This is a genomic window from Alphaproteobacteria bacterium, from assembly GCA_017308135.1.
GTDB lineage: Bacteria > Pseudomonadota > Alphaproteobacteria > CACIAM-22H2 > CACIAM-22H2 > Tagaea.
In genome coordinates this window covers 651,428-665,097 of record JAFKFM010000007.1, presented here as the reverse complement: position 1 = coordinate 665,097, position 13,670 = coordinate 651,428, and the positions used below count along the sequence as shown (strand labels likewise).

Annotated in this window: 16 protein-coding genes; 10 read left to right on the top strand and 6 right to left on the bottom strand. The window is 66.3% G+C overall.

The window, feature by feature from the left end; genetic code table 11:
• The first annotated feature begins 16 nt into the window (after nucleotides 1–16).
• From J0H39_07665 to J0H39_07655, 3 genes are read left to right on the top strand one after another with little or no spacing between them, the layout of a single operon-like run.
• On the top strand, nucleotides 17–1,309 hold the full coding sequence (locus J0H39_07665; protein ID MBN9496616.1) for an NCS2 family permease: 1,293 nt from the start codon (nucleotides 17–19) through the stop codon (nucleotides 1,307–1,309).
• 19 nt (nucleotides 1,310–1,328) lie between these two features.
• Entirely contained in the window at nucleotides 1,329–2,192 is an 864-nt protein-coding gene (locus J0H39_07660; GenBank protein ID MBN9496615.1) for a GNAT family N-acetyltransferase, read from the top strand.
• A gap of 13 nt (nucleotides 2,193–2,205) precedes the next feature.
• Entirely contained in the window at nucleotides 2,206–2,610 is a 405-nt protein-coding gene (locus tag J0H39_07655) for a cupin domain-containing protein (GenBank protein ID MBN9496614.1), read from the top strand.
• On the opposite strand, the gene J0H39_07650 is transcribed toward J0H39_07655, so the two are convergent.
• Nucleotides 2,602–2,883, bottom strand: a complete 282-nt coding sequence (locus J0H39_07650) for a DUF3303 family protein (protein ID MBN9496613.1) — start codon at nucleotides 2,881–2,883, stop codon at nucleotides 2,602–2,604. The two genes, J0H39_07655 and J0H39_07650, sit on opposite strands and share 9 nt — an antisense overlap.
• 4 nt (nucleotides 2,884–2,887) lie before the next feature.
• The gene (locus J0H39_07645) at nucleotides 2,888–3,064 is read right to left on the bottom strand and encodes a DUF4169 family protein (GenBank protein ID MBN9496612.1); all 177 of its coding nucleotides are present in this window, start codon (nucleotides 3,062–3,064) and stop codon (nucleotides 2,888–2,890) included.
• A 26-nt stretch (nucleotides 3,065–3,090) separates the two neighbouring features.
• On the opposite strand from J0H39_07645, the gene J0H39_07640 reads away from it, so the two are divergent.
• A complete protein-coding gene (locus J0H39_07640) occupies nucleotides 3,091–3,648 on the top strand; it encodes a cytochrome b (protein ID MBN9496611.1) in 558 nt (185 codons plus the stop codon).
• On the opposite strand, the gene J0H39_07635 is transcribed toward J0H39_07640, so the two are convergent.
• Nucleotides 3,645–4,376 carry an SOS response-associated peptidase gene (locus J0H39_07635; protein ID MBN9496610.1) on the bottom strand — a complete coding sequence of 244 codons (732 nt, stop codon included), beginning with the start codon at nucleotides 4,374–4,376 and terminating at the stop codon, nucleotides 3,645–3,647. The two genes, J0H39_07640 and J0H39_07635, sit on opposite strands and share 4 nt — an antisense overlap.
• A gap of 89 nt (nucleotides 4,377–4,465) precedes the next feature.
• Here J0H39_07635 and J0H39_07630 point away from each other — a divergent pair, with 89 nt between their 5' ends.
• From J0H39_07630 to J0H39_07620, 3 genes are read left to right on the top strand one after another with little or no spacing between them, the layout of a single operon-like run.
• Entirely contained in the window at nucleotides 4,466–6,805 is a 2,340-nt protein-coding gene (locus J0H39_07630; GenBank protein MBN9496609.1) for a xanthine dehydrogenase family protein molybdopterin-binding subunit, read from the top strand.
• Nucleotides 6,802–7,578 (top strand): 3'(2'),5'-bisphosphate nucleotidase CysQ, encoded by a 777-nt coding sequence (cysQ, locus tag J0H39_07625; GenBank protein ID MBN9496608.1) that lies wholly within the window; start codon nucleotides 6,802–6,804, stop codon nucleotides 7,576–7,578. Before J0H39_07630 ends, cysQ begins: the two co-directional genes overlap by 4 nt.
• A gap of 27 nt (nucleotides 7,579–7,605) precedes the next feature.
• On the top strand, nucleotides 7,606–8,154 hold the full coding sequence (locus J0H39_07620; GenBank protein ID MBN9496607.1) for a carboxymuconolactone decarboxylase family protein: 549 nt from the start codon (nucleotides 7,606–7,608) through the stop codon (nucleotides 8,152–8,154).
• Between the two features lie 3 nt (nucleotides 8,155–8,157).
• Here J0H39_07620 and J0H39_07615 read toward each other — a convergent pair whose 3' ends face one another.
• Nucleotides 8,158–8,799, bottom strand: coding sequence for a ParA family protein (locus J0H39_07615; GenBank protein MBN9496606.1), 642 nt, complete (start codon nucleotides 8,797–8,799; stop codon nucleotides 8,158–8,160).
• A 47-nt stretch (nucleotides 8,800–8,846) separates the two neighbouring features.
• Here J0H39_07615 and J0H39_07610 point away from each other — a divergent pair, with 47 nt between their 5' ends.
• Nucleotides 8,847–9,788, top strand: a complete 942-nt coding sequence (locus J0H39_07610) for a threonylcarbamoyl-AMP synthase (GenBank protein ID MBN9496605.1) — start codon at nucleotides 8,847–8,849, stop codon at nucleotides 9,786–9,788.
• On the opposite strand, the gene J0H39_07605 is transcribed toward J0H39_07610, so the two are convergent.
• Nucleotides 9,785–10,276 carry a GNAT family N-acetyltransferase gene (locus tag J0H39_07605; GenBank protein ID MBN9496604.1) on the bottom strand — a complete coding sequence of 164 codons (492 nt, stop codon included), beginning with the start codon at nucleotides 10,274–10,276 and terminating at the stop codon, nucleotides 9,785–9,787. The two genes, J0H39_07610 and J0H39_07605, sit on opposite strands and share 4 nt — an antisense overlap.
• Before the next feature lie 46 nt (nucleotides 10,277–10,322).
• On the opposite strand from J0H39_07605, the gene J0H39_07600 reads away from it, so the two are divergent.
• Nucleotides 10,323–11,468 (top strand): MFS transporter, encoded by a 1,146-nt coding sequence (locus J0H39_07600; GenBank protein ID MBN9496603.1) that lies wholly within the window; start codon nucleotides 10,323–10,325, stop codon nucleotides 11,466–11,468.
• Here J0H39_07600 and J0H39_07595 read toward each other — a convergent pair.
• Nucleotides 11,465–11,986, bottom strand: a complete 522-nt coding sequence (locus J0H39_07595) for an N-acetyltransferase (GenBank protein MBN9496602.1) — start codon at nucleotides 11,984–11,986, stop codon at nucleotides 11,465–11,467. The genes J0H39_07600 and J0H39_07595 overlap by 4 nt on opposite strands.
• 264 nt (nucleotides 11,987–12,250) lie before the next feature.
• Here J0H39_07595 and J0H39_07590 point away from each other — a divergent pair, with 264 nt between their 5' ends.
• Complete coding sequence (locus J0H39_07590) at nucleotides 12,251–13,660, top strand: FAD-binding oxidoreductase (GenBank protein MBN9496601.1); 1,410 nt, start codon at nucleotides 12,251–12,253, stop codon at nucleotides 13,658–13,660.
• Nucleotides 13,661–13,670: the final 10 nt, after the last annotated feature.

Here is a 13,670-nt window from a genome sequence, read left to right as displayed (position 1 = left end):
GCCGAAGGGGGAGTCCATGCTGGATCAATATTTCGGCCTCACGCAGGCCCGCACCACCGTCCGGACCGAAATCCTGGCGGGCGTCACGACCTTCCTGACGATGGCCTACATCATCGTCGTCAATCCCTCGATCCTGGAGATCGCGGGGATGGACAAAAACTCGGTGTTCGTCGCGACCTGTCTCGCGGCAGCCCTTTCCTGCTTCATCATGGGGCTCTACGCCAACTACCCGATCGCCTTGGCGCCGGGGATGGGCCTCAACGCCTTTTTCGCCTTCGGCATGGTCAAGGGCATGGGCATGGCGTGGGAAACGGCGTTGGGCGCCATTTTCTGCTCGTCGATCCTGACCGTCGCGCTGTCGCTGAGCCCCGCGCGCGCCTGGATCTTCGACGGCATTCCCCGCGCGCTGAAATACGGTATTGCGGGCGGCATCGGCCTGTTCCTGGCCATCATCGGCCTCAAAAACGCGGGCATCGTCGTCGATCATCCGGCGACGCTGGTGACCCTCGGCGACCTTAAATCCGGCCCCGCCGTGCTGGCGGCGGTCGGCTTCGTCGTCATGGTGGCGCTGGACGCGCGCAAAGTGCCGGGCGCCATCATCATCGCCATTCTGGGCACCACCGCCGCCGGCGTGATCCTGGGCCTCACCACGTTTCAGGGCATCGTCTCCGCCCCGCCGTCGATCGCACCGACCTTCCTGAAGCTCGACATCTGGGGTGCGCTGCAGATCAGCGTGATCTCGACCATCCTGGTGCTGATGTTCGTCGATCTGTTCGACACGGCCGGCACGCTGGTCGGCGTGACCCAACGCGCCGGGCTGATGACGCCGGACGGCAAGCTGCCGCGCCTCAAAAAGGCGTTGGTCGCGGATTCGTCGGCCTCGCTGGTCGGCTCGCTGCTCGGTACGTCGAACACGACGAGCTACATCGAGAGCGCCGCTGGCGTGGAAGCCGGCGGACGCACGGGCCTCGTCGCCGTGGTCGTCGGCTTGTTGTTCATCGCCGCGTTGGTGTTCGCGCCGCTGGCGAACACGGTTCCGGCCTACGCCACCGCGCCGGCTTTGATCCTGGTCGCCTGCTACATGACCAAGGGCCTGGTCGATCTCGACTGGAACGATATCACCGAATACGCGCCGGGGATGATCGCGGCGATGGCGATGCCGTTCACCTTCTCGATCGCGCATGGGATCGCGTTCGGCTTCATTTCCTACGCCGCAATCAAGGCGCTGGCCGGGCGCGCGTCCGAAGTTTCGGGCGCGGTTTGGACCATCGCGATCCTGTTCGTCTTGAAGTTCGCGTTCTTGGGTTAACCGAGCTAGGATCGAGCGCATGGTGGGCATCGTTCATCGTGCGCTCGGTCCGGGCGACGAAGCCAAGCTCGAGTTCTTTCTGGCGCAAACGCCCGAAAGCTCGATGTTCCTGCGTTCCAATTTGCGCGCCGCCGGGATCGTCGATCGCGGCGAGCGCTTCCAAGGCAGCTATGCCGGCACGTTCGAAGACGGCGTGCTGATCGGCGCGGCGGCGCTCTATTGGAACGGCAATCTGATGATCCAATGTCCGCAAGCCCATGCGGGCGCGTTGGTCGCCGAAACGCTGGCCGCCGGCTTGCCGCGCGCGGCGATCGGCATCATGGGCCCGTCCCTACAGGTCGAAGAGGCGATCCAGATCCCGCCCTTCTCGCTGCGGCGCGCGCGCCTCGCCGCCCGCCAGGATTTGTTCGCGCTGGCGCTGGCCGATCTCAAAACGCCCGCCTTGCCGGGCGCCGATTTTACGCTGGGTGCCGCGACCGGCGACGATCGCGCGATTCTGCGCGAGTGGCGCTATGCCTATTGCCGCGAAGTTCTGTCCTGGCCGGACGGCGAGGAATCCAAGCGTCGCGCTTCCGAGGAAATCGACCGCACGATCGACGACGGTCTTGGCTTCGTATTGCGCCGGGCGGGAACGCCGGTCGCTTATGCCGGGATCAATGCGCGCCTGCCCGATATCGTGCAGATCGGCGGCGTTTACGTGCCCCCGGCGGAGCGCGACCAAGGTTACGGCCGGCTCGCGACCGGGGCGGCACTCGCTTCGGCCAAAGCGGCGGGGGCGACGAACGCGATTCTGTTCACCGGCATCGAAAATGCAGCGGCGAAGTTCTGCTACGAAGGCCTGGGCTTCCGGGTCGTCGGCGACTACGCGATCGTCCTGTACTGATATCGAGGCCGCCATGATCTCCCATTTCGTCGCCGCCAAGGATTTGCCTTGGCGCGCTTCGCGCTTTCCGGGTGTGGAAACCAAGTCGCTGTTCTTCGACGCGAAAACCGGCATGGCGACGGTGCTGACGCGCCTCGCCCCCGGCGCCAAACTGCCCGATCACGAGCATGTGCTGGTCGAGCAGACCTATGTGCTGGAAGGCGAGTTGCACGACCGCGACGGTATCGCGCGCGCCGGCGAATTCGTCTGGCGGCCGGCGGGCAGCCGCCACGAGGCGTGGACGCCCACCGGCTGCCTGACGCTGGCGATTTTCCAAATCCCCAATCGCTTCTACGCCGAAGACGGCAGCGTCGCGGATTTCGAGAACAATCCCTGGGAACAGCGCTGGGCCGAAACCCTGGCCGCGCGCTCAGGCTAAAGCGGCTTTCTCGTGCAGCCCGCGCGTGTCCTTGGCGGGCACGACGGGCACGAATTCGAACCCGATCCCGAGGCCCCGCCAATGCAGCACCCATTGCTGCAGCTTGGCCGCGTCGTCGGCGCGCATCAGCTGGAAGCAGCGCGTCATGTCGATCGAAATCCAGGAATCGATATATTCGACGCCATCGGGCAGGCCGCGCCCCTTCTCCGCCATGTGGCGATAGATCGGCACCATATCGCCGCCCGCAAATGTTTCGACGACCATGAACAACATGCGATCAGTCCTCGCGCTTGTGGCCGTCGAGACGCTGGGCTTCCAGCGCGTCCTGCGCCGCTTGCCGTTCGCGTTCGGCCTTGGTGCGGCCGAATTTCGTGCGGTTGGCGTCGGCCTGCGCCGCACGATCTTCGCGGGCTTTGGTTTTGCGCACGCGGTTGAGGTTGACGATCTCGCTCATAAGACTAGCTTAGCGCCCGCATGGTGATGCGCAATACCCCCACGCGCTACGGCGCGCCCGCCCGAACCTTCCACTGGCTGACGGTCCTGCTCGTCGCCGGGTTGTTCGGCGTCGGGCTTTATATGACGCGCCTCGAATTTTCCGATTGGAAGCTGCGCGTCTATTCCTGGCACGAGACCGTGGGCGTCTGCGTGTTTCTGCTCACGCTCGCGCGGCTCGGCTGGCGGCTTTATTCGCCGCCCCCGCCCTTACCGCCCGCCCCGTGGATCGAACATGTCGCGGCCGAAACCGCGCATCGCTTCCTGTATTTCTGTCTCATCGTGCAGCCGATCCTGGGCTGGATGGGTTCCAACGCCTTCGGCTTTCCGGTCGTGTGGTTCGGATTGGTGCCGCTGCCCAACCCGCTGCCGAAAGACGACGATCTCGGCGGCCTGCTGCTCGGCGCGCATTCGCTGCTTGCCTATACGATGGGTTTGGTGCTGCTGATCCACGCGGGCGCCGCGCTGCATCACCATTTCGTGCGCCGCGACACGATCCTCGCGCGCATGACGCCCTGGATCAAACCGCGTCCCGAGAAATTTTAAAACAGCGAGCCTTGGCGGCCGTCGACGGCTTTGGCTTTTTTCGGCGGCTCGGGTTTCGGCTCGGCGTCGGGGGCGGGCTCGAAACACCCCGCATCGTCGTGTTTGACCGAGTTCACATAGGTCGAGACACGCGTATAGGTGAGCCACTCCGACGGCGGCGCCTTGACGAGCGACGCGGGATCGACCGCCGGATCGAGCCACGCGGCCCAATCCGCCGGCGCCAAGATGATCGGCACGCGATCATGGAATTGAGACATCGGCGCATTCGCCGCCGTGTTGACGATGGTGAAGGTCTCCAGCACCTCGCCCTTGGGCGGCACCCAGCGTTCCCATAGCCCGGCGAAGGCGAAAGGCGCGCCGTCCGCCATGCGGAACAGCAGCGGCTGTTTCGTTTTGGCGCCCAGCGTCTGCCATTCGTAGAACCCGTCGGCGGGGACGAGGCAGCGGCGCTGGCGATAGGCCTGTTTGAAGGCGGGCTTCTCGGCCACCGTTTCGCCGCGCGCGTTGATCATATGGCTTTGCAGTTTCGTATCTTCGGCCCAATAGGGCACGAGGCCCCAGCTCAACATCGCCAATTCGCGCCCCCCATCGGCCGCCCGGCGGATCACCGGGGCCGTTTGGGTCGGCGCCACGTTCCAGCGCGGCTGAAGATTGGGCAATGGGCCGTCGAATCCGAAGACCCGGCGCATCGCTTCGACGGGGGTGGTGATGGAGTAGCGACCGCACATGCTCCGGTTATCCCTCTTGCGCCGGGGCTTGGCAATTGCGTCGTCCGGGATGCTATTCTCCCCGCCTAAATTGCCAGGGAGCCTCGTCCATGAAGTTCGGTGTCGGTCAGTCCCCGCGTCGCCTCGAAGATCGCCGGCTTTTGCTCGGTCACGGCCGTTACACCGACGACACGCTCCTGCCCCGGCAGAGCCACGCCTATTTCCTGCGTTCGCCCCAGGCGCACGCCAAGATCAAGCGCCTGGACGTGACGGCCGCGAAAACCGCCCCGGGCGTGCTGACGGTCGTGACGGGGGCGGACCTCGAAGCCGCAGGCGTTGGCCACCTGCCCTGCATGGCGCCGCAAAAGCATCGCGACGGGTCGACGACCTGGATCCCGCCGCGCCCGGCTTTGGCGACGGATGCGGTGCGCTTCGTCGGCGACCCGATCGTGATGGTCGTCGCCGAAACTTTGGCCGAAGCGCGCGACGCGGCCGAGCTGGTCGAAATCGAGTTCGAGGAATTGCCGGCCGTGGGCGACATCGCGCGCGCCGCCGCGAAGGGCGCGCCGCAAGTCTGGGCGAAGGCGCCGGGCAACGTGGCGCTCGACTGGGATATGGGCGACAGGGCCAAGGCGGACGAGTTGTTCGCCAAGGCCGCGCGCGTGATCGAGCTCGACCTCGTCAACAACCGCTTGGCGCCATCGTCGATGGAGCCGCGCATGGCGATCGGCGAATGGGATTCGAGCTTGCAGCGCATGACGCTGCATTGCGGCAGCCAAGGCGGTGCGGGCCTGCGCAAGGTGCTGACCAACTACGTGTTCAAGACTCCCGAGAATTCGCTACGCGTGATTTCGGGCGACGTGGGCGGCGGCTTCGGGATGAAGATCTTCCTTTATCCCGAATATATCGGCGTGTTGTTCGCCGCCAAGCAGATCGGCCGTCCGGTCAAGTGGACGGGCGATCGCAGCGAAGCCTTCTTGGCCGACACGCATGGCCGCGACCATCTGACCAACGCCAAGCTCGCGGTCGACGCGAACGGCAAGTTCCTGGCACTGAAGGTCTATACGCAGGCCAATCTGGGGGCCTATCTCTCGCATTACGGGCCGTTTATCCCGACCTTCGCGGGCACGGCGATGCTGGCGGGCGTCTACACGTTCGGCGCGGTTTACTGCCACGTCGTCGGCTATTTCACGAACACCGCCCCGGTCGATGCCTATCGCGGGGCGGGCCGCCCCGAAGCCAATTACGTGACCGAGCGCATCGTCGACGTCGCCTCGCGCGAGCTGGGTATCGCGCCCGACGAGCTGCGCCGCCGCAACTTCATTCCGCCCGAAGCGATGCCGTACAAAACGGCGCTCGACACGACATACGACAGTGGCGAGTTCGCGCAGAACCTGACCGACGCGATGAAATTCGCCGATTGGGACGGGTTCCCGGCGCGCAAGGCCGCCAGCAAGGCCAAGGGCATGCTGCGCGGGCGCGGCCTTATCACTTACGTCGAGGCGTGCGGCGGCGGGTCGGAGGAAACGGCACAGATACGTTTCGATTCCACCGGCGGCGCCACCGTTCTGATCGGTAACCAGTCGAACGGCCAGGGCCACGAAACCGCCTATGCGCAGATGGTGTCGGAACGCCTGGGCGTGCCGATGGACAGCGTGCGCGTGATCCAGGGCGATACCGACACGGTGCTCTACCCCGGCATGACCGGCGGCAGCCGCGCGCTCGCCGTGTCCGGTTCGGCCGTCGGCAAGGCGGTCGAACGCGTGATCGCCAAAGGCAAGAAGATCGCCGCCCATGTGCTGGAAGCCGCCGAAGCCGATATCGAATTCGACGGCAAGGATTTCCGCGTCGCGGGCACCGACATGGCGAAAAGCTTCGTCGATATCGTCAAGACCAGCTTCGTCACCGCGAAGTTGCCCAACGATATGAGCATTGGCATCGACGAGACCGGCAGTTTCCAACCGCCGGGGGCGACGTATCCGAACGGCTGCCACATCGCCGAGGTCGAGATCGACCCGAACACTGGCGAAGTGAAGGTGCTCGACTACACGGTCGTCGACGATTTCGGCAACGTGATGAACCCGATGATGGTCGAAGGCCAGGTGCATGGCGGCGTGGCGCAGGGTCTGGGTCAGGCGCTGCTCGAAAACTGCGTCTACGATCCCGAGACCGGGCAGTTGCTGACGGGCTCGTTCATGGATTACGCGATGCCCCGCGCCTACGACCTGCCGCCGATCCGCTTCGCCTATAACGAGGTGCCGTGCCGCAACAATCCGCTGGGCGTGAAGGGTGCGGGCGAAGCGGGTGCGATCGGCGCTCCGCCGTCGATCATCGCGGCGGTCGTCGACGCGCTGGCCGAATACGGCGTGAAGCATATCGACATGCCCGCCACGCCCGAGAAGGTCTGGCGCCTGATCCAAGCGGGTTCGGCCAAGGCCGCGGCGGAGTGAGTCTCGACTTCGTCGCCTTGCGCCCCGCCTTGATCGCATTGGCGCGCGCGGCGGCCACGGAAATCCTGCGCATCTACGCGCGAGATTTCGATGTGCGCGCCAAGGCCGACCGTACGCCGGTGACGGAAGCGGACGAGCGCGCCGAGGCGATCATCCTCGCCGGTCTCGCGAAACTCGCCCCCGGCGTTCCGGCCGTGGCGGAGGAAGCCGTGGCGCGGGGCGATGTGACATGGCCCGCCACGGCGCCGCGCGAGTTTTTCCTCGTCGACCCGCTCGACGGGACGCGCGAATTCGTCGAACGCAGCGACAATTTCGCCGTCAATATCGGCTTGGTCGTGGACGGTCGCCCCGCGCTCGGCGTCGTGCTGCATCCCGTCTCCGGTGTCGCATGGTCGGGCGGGATAGGGCTTGGCGCCTTCCGCACCGAAAAGGATGGCGGCGAAAAACCGATCCAGGCGCGCGCCAAACCCGCCGACGGGCTGGTCGTCGTCACCTCCAAAAGCCATAGCTCGGGTGCCGAAAGCGCCTATTGCGACGGCATGGTCGTGAAGGAACATCGCAAAGTCGGCTCGGCCGCGAAATTTGGGTTGGTCGCCGAAGGTACGGCGGATCTCTATCCGCGCCTGGGCCCCACGTCGGAATGGGATACGGCGGCCGGCGAAGCTTTGCTGGTCGCTTCGGGCGGCCATGTCGAGAAACTCGACGGCACGCCCTTGGTTTACGGCAAGCCCGGTTTCCGCAATCCCGATTTCGTCGCGCGCGGCGCGTGGTAAAGTTCCGCTGATAGACTGGAGGAAGACATGGCCCGTGTACGCGATTTGAAACCCGACGATCTGCCGCAAGATCTGGCCGCGATCTTCCGAAAATACGCCTCCGAATACGGGCCCTTCGCCAATCAGGCGTCGATCGTGGCGCATGTGCCCGCCGCCTTGCGTCACATCATGCCGATGCTGATGGAATTGCGCGCGGCCAAGACGCTGCCGCGCCGCTATCTCGAAATCGCGATCGTCGTCGTCTCCAAGCTCAACGCCTGCCATTACTGCGTCGGCCATCACGTGCCGATGCTGAAGGTCGAAGGCGTGCCGGAGGATGCGGTCGCGCAGATCCCCGATCAGGTAGATCACCCCGCCCTCGACGATATCGATCGCCTCGTGATCGCCTATTCGGTCGCGGTGACCAACGAACCGCACCGCATCGGCGACAAAATGCACGCCGAGCTGCGCAAGCATTTCACCGAGGCGCAGGTGGTGGAGCTCACCTTGCGCATTGCGCTGACGACGTTCTTCAACAAATTCTCGGAAGCGCTGGGCATCGAAGAAGAAGGCGCGGAAGCGCACGCGGCGCAGTAACGTCTAGCGGTTCAGCGCCGCCAGCACGTCGTCGCCCGCCGCCGCCAATTCGCGCGCGGCGGTCGAACCCGGCTCGAATTCCGTCACACCCAGCCCCGCCCCCAAGCTCGACGCATAGGCCGTGCGGTTGCCCAGCGCCACGCGGCACACGCCCGCATCGAGCGCGTTGAGCTTCTCGACCATGTCGCTCGCAAGGGTCGAGCGCGGCGGCATGCGGTTGATGACCAGCATCGACGGGCGGCGTTCTTCGCGCGCCAGCGCCAGCGTCGGGCCCGTCGCCCACAAATCCATCGGCGACGGCTGTACGGGCACCAGCACCAAATGCGCGTAGCGGATCGCTGTGCGCGAATCCGTCATCGCATGGGGCGCTGAGTCGACGATCACGATGTCGTGTTCGCGCGCCATGCGGTCGAGTTCGGTCGGCAAACGCCAGCCCGAAAGCTGCGCGAAGCCGAAGCCAAGCCCCTGACCGTCGCGCGCGTTGAAGCGCAATTCGGTCCAGCGCGTGAAGGAGCCTTGCGGATCGATATCGGCGGCGGCCGTGCGCAAACCGCGCCCCGCGAAATAGGCGGCCAAGTGCGCGGCGAGCGTGGTTTTGCCCGCCCCTCCCTTTTGCTGCGCAACGACGACGATCCGACCGGCCATAACCCGAACATAGCGCGGGGCCATCGCGCATGCTAGCAACCGCCCCTATGCGGCCCCGGAAGATCACCAAAGCGAGCCTGGCGCGCGCGGCAAGCGCTTTGCGCGCGGGCCGCCTCGTCGCCTTTGCGACCGAGACGGTCTACGGGCTGGGGGCGCGCGCCGACGATCCGCGCGCGGTCGCCAAGATCTACGCCGCCAAGCGCCGGCCGCGATTCAATCCGTTGATCGCGCATGTGCCCGATCTCGCCGCCGCCAAGCGCATCGCGACATTCGACGCGCGTGCCGAATTGATCGCACGCGCGTTCTGGCCCGGCCCGTTGACGCTGGTGCTGCCGCTTCGAAGTTCCGCAGGCGTGTGCAACGCCGCGCGCGCGGGGCTTCCCAGCATTGCGATCCGTATTCCCGCCCCGAAGGCCGCGCGCGATTTGCTGCGCTTGGCGGGTGTGCCCATCGCTGCCCCCAGCGCCAACCCGTCGGGCCGTTTGTCGCCCACGCGCGCGATCGACGTGGCGCGGGGCCTCGCGCATATCCAAGGCGACGTGCTCGACGGCGGGCCCTGCGCCGTCGGCGTGGAATCCACCATCGTCGATTTGACCGGCGCACAAGCGCGGCTGCTGCGCCCCGGCGGTGTGGCGGCGGAAGATATCGCCGCACTGATCGGCGATCTGGCCGCCCCCGGCGGCGGCACGATCAAGGCGCCGGGCATGCTGGCGAGCCACTACGCCCCGCGTGCCAAGCTGCGCTTGAACGCCGGCGGGCCGGACGAAGGCGAGCTTTATTTGGGCTTCGGCGGCTTGCCGCAAGGAACGGACGGGATCGACCTGTCCCCGCGCGGCGATCTGGCGGAGGCGGCGCGCAATCTGTTCACCGCCTTGCGCGATCTCGATGGGCGCGGTGCCGCGCGCATTGCCGTCGCCGCGATCCCGGAAAAAGGCCTGGGCCGCGCGATCAACGATCGCTTGCGCCGCGCCGCCGCACCCCGTCCTTAGAACGGCCGCGTCATATAGACGCCGCCGCCGAAGCTCGCGATCACCGCGCGATCGCACGGGGCGGGTTTGAAGCCGTAGCGCGGCCACATCGTTTCCGTGCCCATCACCGCGATCAGCGACAAGCCATCGAAGGATTTGGCGCGCGCGACTTCGGCCAAGCGATCGATCGCGAGCGGCACAAGCCCGTGCCCGCGCGCCGCTTCCGACAACGCGATGTCATGCAGATGGATAAAAACCGGCTTCGCGGGCGCGTAGCGCACCTGGTCGAGACGCGGCGGATTGCCAGCATCGGCGGGCAGCGCCAGGCAATACCCGACCCCGCGACCGCCCTTCTCGGCGACCATGCAGGATTCCGGGGAGGCGCGGAATTTCGCCGCGAAAGCCGCGAAACTTTCGACATGTTCGGGATAGATGGAATTGCCGAGCCGATCGACGAAGCCCAAATCGGCTTCGCGCATCGGACGCCAAGCGGGAATGGCGGGATTCATTTTTGCGGGTGGCCTCCAATCCGATTCGCTTTATACCACGCCGGTCATGAGCGCGACCGTCCCCCTTTCCGTCTGGCGCCTGGGCGCATCCGGCGTCGCCGCCGTTATCGGCTTTTCGCTGTTGATCCCCTACACGGCGATCCGTCTGGAAGGGCTGGGCCATTCGGCAACGGCGATCGGCGTATTTTCGGCCATCCCGTGGCTCGCCGTCCTGGCGCTGGCACCGTTCATCGCCCGGCTCGCCCAGATCATCGGCGGCAGCACGATGTATGTGCAGGCGGCGTTGATCTCCGCGCCCTTTCCGCTGGTCTTCGCGCTGACCGAGAATTACCTCGTCTGGTGCGCGATCAATTTCCTGATCGGCGTCGCCGCGGCGTTGCGCTGGATCGTGTCCGAAGCCTGGGTCGTCGACCTCGTCCCCGCCGACCGGCGCGGCCGGGCGGTCGGGCTTTACGAAACCTCGCTCGGTTTCTCGTTCATGTGCGGGCCGCTGCTGCTCACGCCCTTCGCGCCCGATAGCCCGGTCCCGGCTTTCATCGCCATCTTGCTGTGGACGCTCTCATGGCTGCTCGCCTCGGGCCTGCCCGCGACGCCGGCGCGCGAGGGCGACGAACGCCCGCGCGAAAGCAGCTTCGCGCTGGTCTTGCGCGCCGTCCCCGCCGCGATCGTCGCGGCCGTCGTCGGCGGCGCGTTCGAAACCGGCTTGACCGGCATCGGCACCTATTGGGGGCTGGCGATCGGCTTGAGTGCGGCCGAAGCCGCCTTGCTCGCCGCCGCCTTGGGGGCGGGTTCGTTCCTGGCGCAATATCCGGCGGGCTGGCTCGCCGACAAAATCTCGGTCGATCGTACGGTGCGCGGCGCGCTGGTTTGCCTGATCGTCACATCCGTTGCGGCGCCTTTCCTGGCGACCGGTGCCACGGGGGCGATGTTCACCGCATTCCTGTGGGGTGGTGCGGGCGGCATGCTCTACACGTTGGCGATGATCCGTGTGGGCCACGGCTTCTCGGGTACGGCCTTGCTGCGCGCGACCGCCTCGGTCGTGTCGGGCTACACGATCGGCTGTACGGCGGGGCCCACGCTGATCGGTTTGGCGATGGAGGCAAGTCCGCGCCTGGGCTTGCCGGTCACGCTCGCATGCCTCGCGGGCCTCGCCATCGCCGCGCATATCGCGAGCACGCGCGCGAAACGCTAGGGCGCGTTCGTATCGCCCGGCCCCAGCGCGCGCTGCATCAGCACCGAATCCACCCAGCGGCCGAATTTCCAGCCGACCGACGGCAGCAAGCCGACGCGCTGAAAGCCGAACGCTTCGTGCAAACCGATCGAGGAATGATTGGCGCTGTCGCCGATCACCGCGATCAATTGGCGGGCCCCCGTCGCTTCGCAAGCCGGGATCAGCGCGCCCAGCAAGGCGCGGCCCACCCCTTGGCGGATCGCGTCGGGCGCCACATAGACCGAATCCTCCAGCGTGAAGCGATAGGCAACGCGCGTGCGGTAGAGCCCGGCATAGCAATAGCCGCGCAACCGGCCTTCGGATTCCGCAACCAGATAGGGAAAACCCTTCGTGACGACGTCCAAGCGGCGCTTGGCAAGCTCGGCTTCGTCCGGCGGCACGTCCTCGAAACTCGCCAGGCCGTGGCGCACGTGATGGGCGTAGATCGCGGCGATCGCGGGGATGTCGCTGTCGCGCGACGGGCGGACGATGATGCTCAACGTAACCTATCCGGGAAAGGTGGGCCGCCGCACCCCCCGGAGCGGCGGCCCTTTCCGCGAGCGGACGGCCGAAGCCGTCACGGTCCCGCGAAAGCTAGAATTCATGCCGTTGCGTGGTCCCCGCCTTGAAACACGGGTTTCCCCCGAAACCGGTGCCGCCGCCTTCGCGGCCGCGGCAGGGACTATAAGCCCCGGCTCGCGCCAAGACCAAGGCGAAATCGTATGCGTTGCCGGCCCTGCGCTTGGCGCTATGATCGCGCCGCTATGAGCGAAATTCTGACCCGCCTGCGCGATCTCGTCGGCCCCGCCGGCTGGCTCGATACGCCCGCCGACCTTGCCCCATACGAGAAGGAGGAGCGCGGCCTGTTCCACGGCAAGGCCCGTGCGGTCGTGCGCCCGGCCGATACGCGCGAAGTCGCGGCGGTGCTGAAGTTTTGTAACGAGAACCGCCTGCCGGTCGTTCCCCAGGGCGGCAATACCGGCTTGGTCGGCGGCGGCGTACCCGACACGAGCGGCACGCAGATCGTCCTGTCCCTGGCAAGGCTCGACAAAATCCGCGCGCTCGATCCGGTCAACGATACGATGACGGTCGAAGCGGGCGTCGTCCTCGCCGATATCCAGAAGCGCGCGGCGGACGCGGACCGTTTGTTCCCGCTGTCGCTGGCGGCCGAAGGCTCGTGCCGGATCGGCGGCAATCTGTCGACCAACGCGGGCGGCATCAACGTGCTGCGCTATGGCATGGCGCGCGATCTCGTCCTCGGCCTCGAAGTCGTGCTCGCCGACGGGCGCGTGCTCGACACGATGACCGGCTTGCGCAAGGACAACACCGGCTACGATCTCAAACAGATCTTCCTCGGCGCGGAAGGCACGCTCGGTATCATCACCGCCGCCGTGCTGAAACTGTTCCCCGCGATGCGCGAGGTCGAAACCTGCTTCGTCGCGTTGCCCGATCCCAAAGCCGGGATCGAATTGCTCGGCCGCGCGAAGGCGGAAAGCGGCGGCAACGTCCAGGCGTTCGAATTGACCGAACGCCGTCTGCTCGATTTCGTGTTCGCGCATATTCCGGGCACGGCCGATCCGCTGGCGGAAAAACATCCCTGGTACGCGCTGATCGAATTCGCCGCCGGCGATCTGGGCGGCGCGCTCAAGACCATGGTCGAACGCCTGCTCGAACGCGCGATGGAGGACGGGCTCGTCCTAGACGCCGCGATCGCGTCGTCCGAGCAGCAGCGCAAGGCGCTGTGGAAATTGCGCGAGAGCATGACCGAAGCGCAAAAGCCCGAGGGTGCTTCGATCAAGCACGATATTTCGGTGCCGGTCTCGTCGGTGCCGGATTTCCTGGCGCGCGGGGCCGCGGCGGTCGAAGCTTTCGTGCCGGGCGCGCGGGTTTGCGCCTTCGGCCATGCGGGCGACGGCAATATCCATTTCAATATCAGCCGCCCGCTCGACTGGGCCGACGACAAATTCCAAGCGCTGCGCCACGAAATGAACGCGCGCGTGCATGCGATCGTCGCCGAATATCGCGGCTCGATCTCGGCCGAACACGGCATCGGCATTCTCAAGCGCGACGAGCTGCCGCTTCACAAGGACGCGACCGCGCTCCAATTGATGCGCACGCTGAAGGCCGCGTTCGACCCCAACAACATCCTCAATCCCGGCAAGCTGCTGCCCTGACACCCGCAAG

What these genes read in the sequence shown, in the direction of transcription:
- J0H39_07590 (MBN9496601.1), top strand. Translation starts at nt 12,251, where the DNA reads ATGAGCGAAATTCTGACCCGCCTGCGCGATCTCGTCGGCCCCGCCGGC.
- J0H39_07615 (MBN9496606.1), bottom strand. Translation starts at nt 8,799, where the DNA reads ATGGCCGGTCGGATCGTCGTCGTTGCGCAGCAAAAGGGAGGGGCGGGC.
- J0H39_07655 (MBN9496614.1), top strand. Translation starts at nt 2,206, where the DNA reads ATGATCTCCCATTTCGTCGCCGCCAAGGATTTGCCTTGGCGCGCTTCG.
- J0H39_07610 (MBN9496605.1), top strand. Translation starts at nt 8,847, where the DNA reads ATGCGGCCCCGGAAGATCACCAAAGCGAGCCTGGCGCGCGCGGCAAGC.
- J0H39_07630 (MBN9496609.1), top strand. Translation starts at nt 4,466, where the DNA reads ATGAAGTTCGGTGTCGGTCAGTCCCCGCGTCGCCTCGAAGATCGCCGG.
- J0H39_07640 (MBN9496611.1), top strand. Translation starts at nt 3,091, where the DNA reads ATGCGCAATACCCCCACGCGCTACGGCGCGCCCGCCCGAACCTTCCAC.
- J0H39_07650 (MBN9496613.1), bottom strand. Translation starts at nt 2,883, where the DNA reads ATGTTGTTCATGGTCGTCGAAACATTTGCGGGCGGCGATATGGTGCCG.
- J0H39_07635 (MBN9496610.1), bottom strand. Translation starts at nt 4,376, where the DNA reads ATGTGCGGTCGCTACTCCATCACCACCCCCGTCGAAGCGATGCGCCGG.
- J0H39_07660 (MBN9496615.1), top strand. Translation starts at nt 1,329, where the DNA reads ATGGTGGGCATCGTTCATCGTGCGCTCGGTCCGGGCGACGAAGCCAAG.
- J0H39_07605 (MBN9496604.1), bottom strand. Translation starts at nt 10,276, where the DNA reads ATGAATCCCGCCATTCCCGCTTGGCGTCCGATGCGCGAAGCCGATTTG.
- J0H39_07600 (MBN9496603.1), top strand. Translation starts at nt 10,323, where the DNA reads ATGAGCGCGACCGTCCCCCTTTCCGTCTGGCGCCTGGGCGCATCCGGC.
- J0H39_07645 (MBN9496612.1), bottom strand. Translation starts at nt 3,064, where the DNA reads ATGAGCGAGATCGTCAACCTCAACCGCGTGCGCAAAACCAAAGCCCGC.
- J0H39_07620 (MBN9496607.1), top strand. Translation starts at nt 7,606, where the DNA reads ATGGCCCGTGTACGCGATTTGAAACCCGACGATCTGCCGCAAGATCTG.
- J0H39_07665 (MBN9496616.1), top strand. Translation starts at nt 17, where the DNA reads ATGCTGGATCAATATTTCGGCCTCACGCAGGCCCGCACCACCGTCCGG.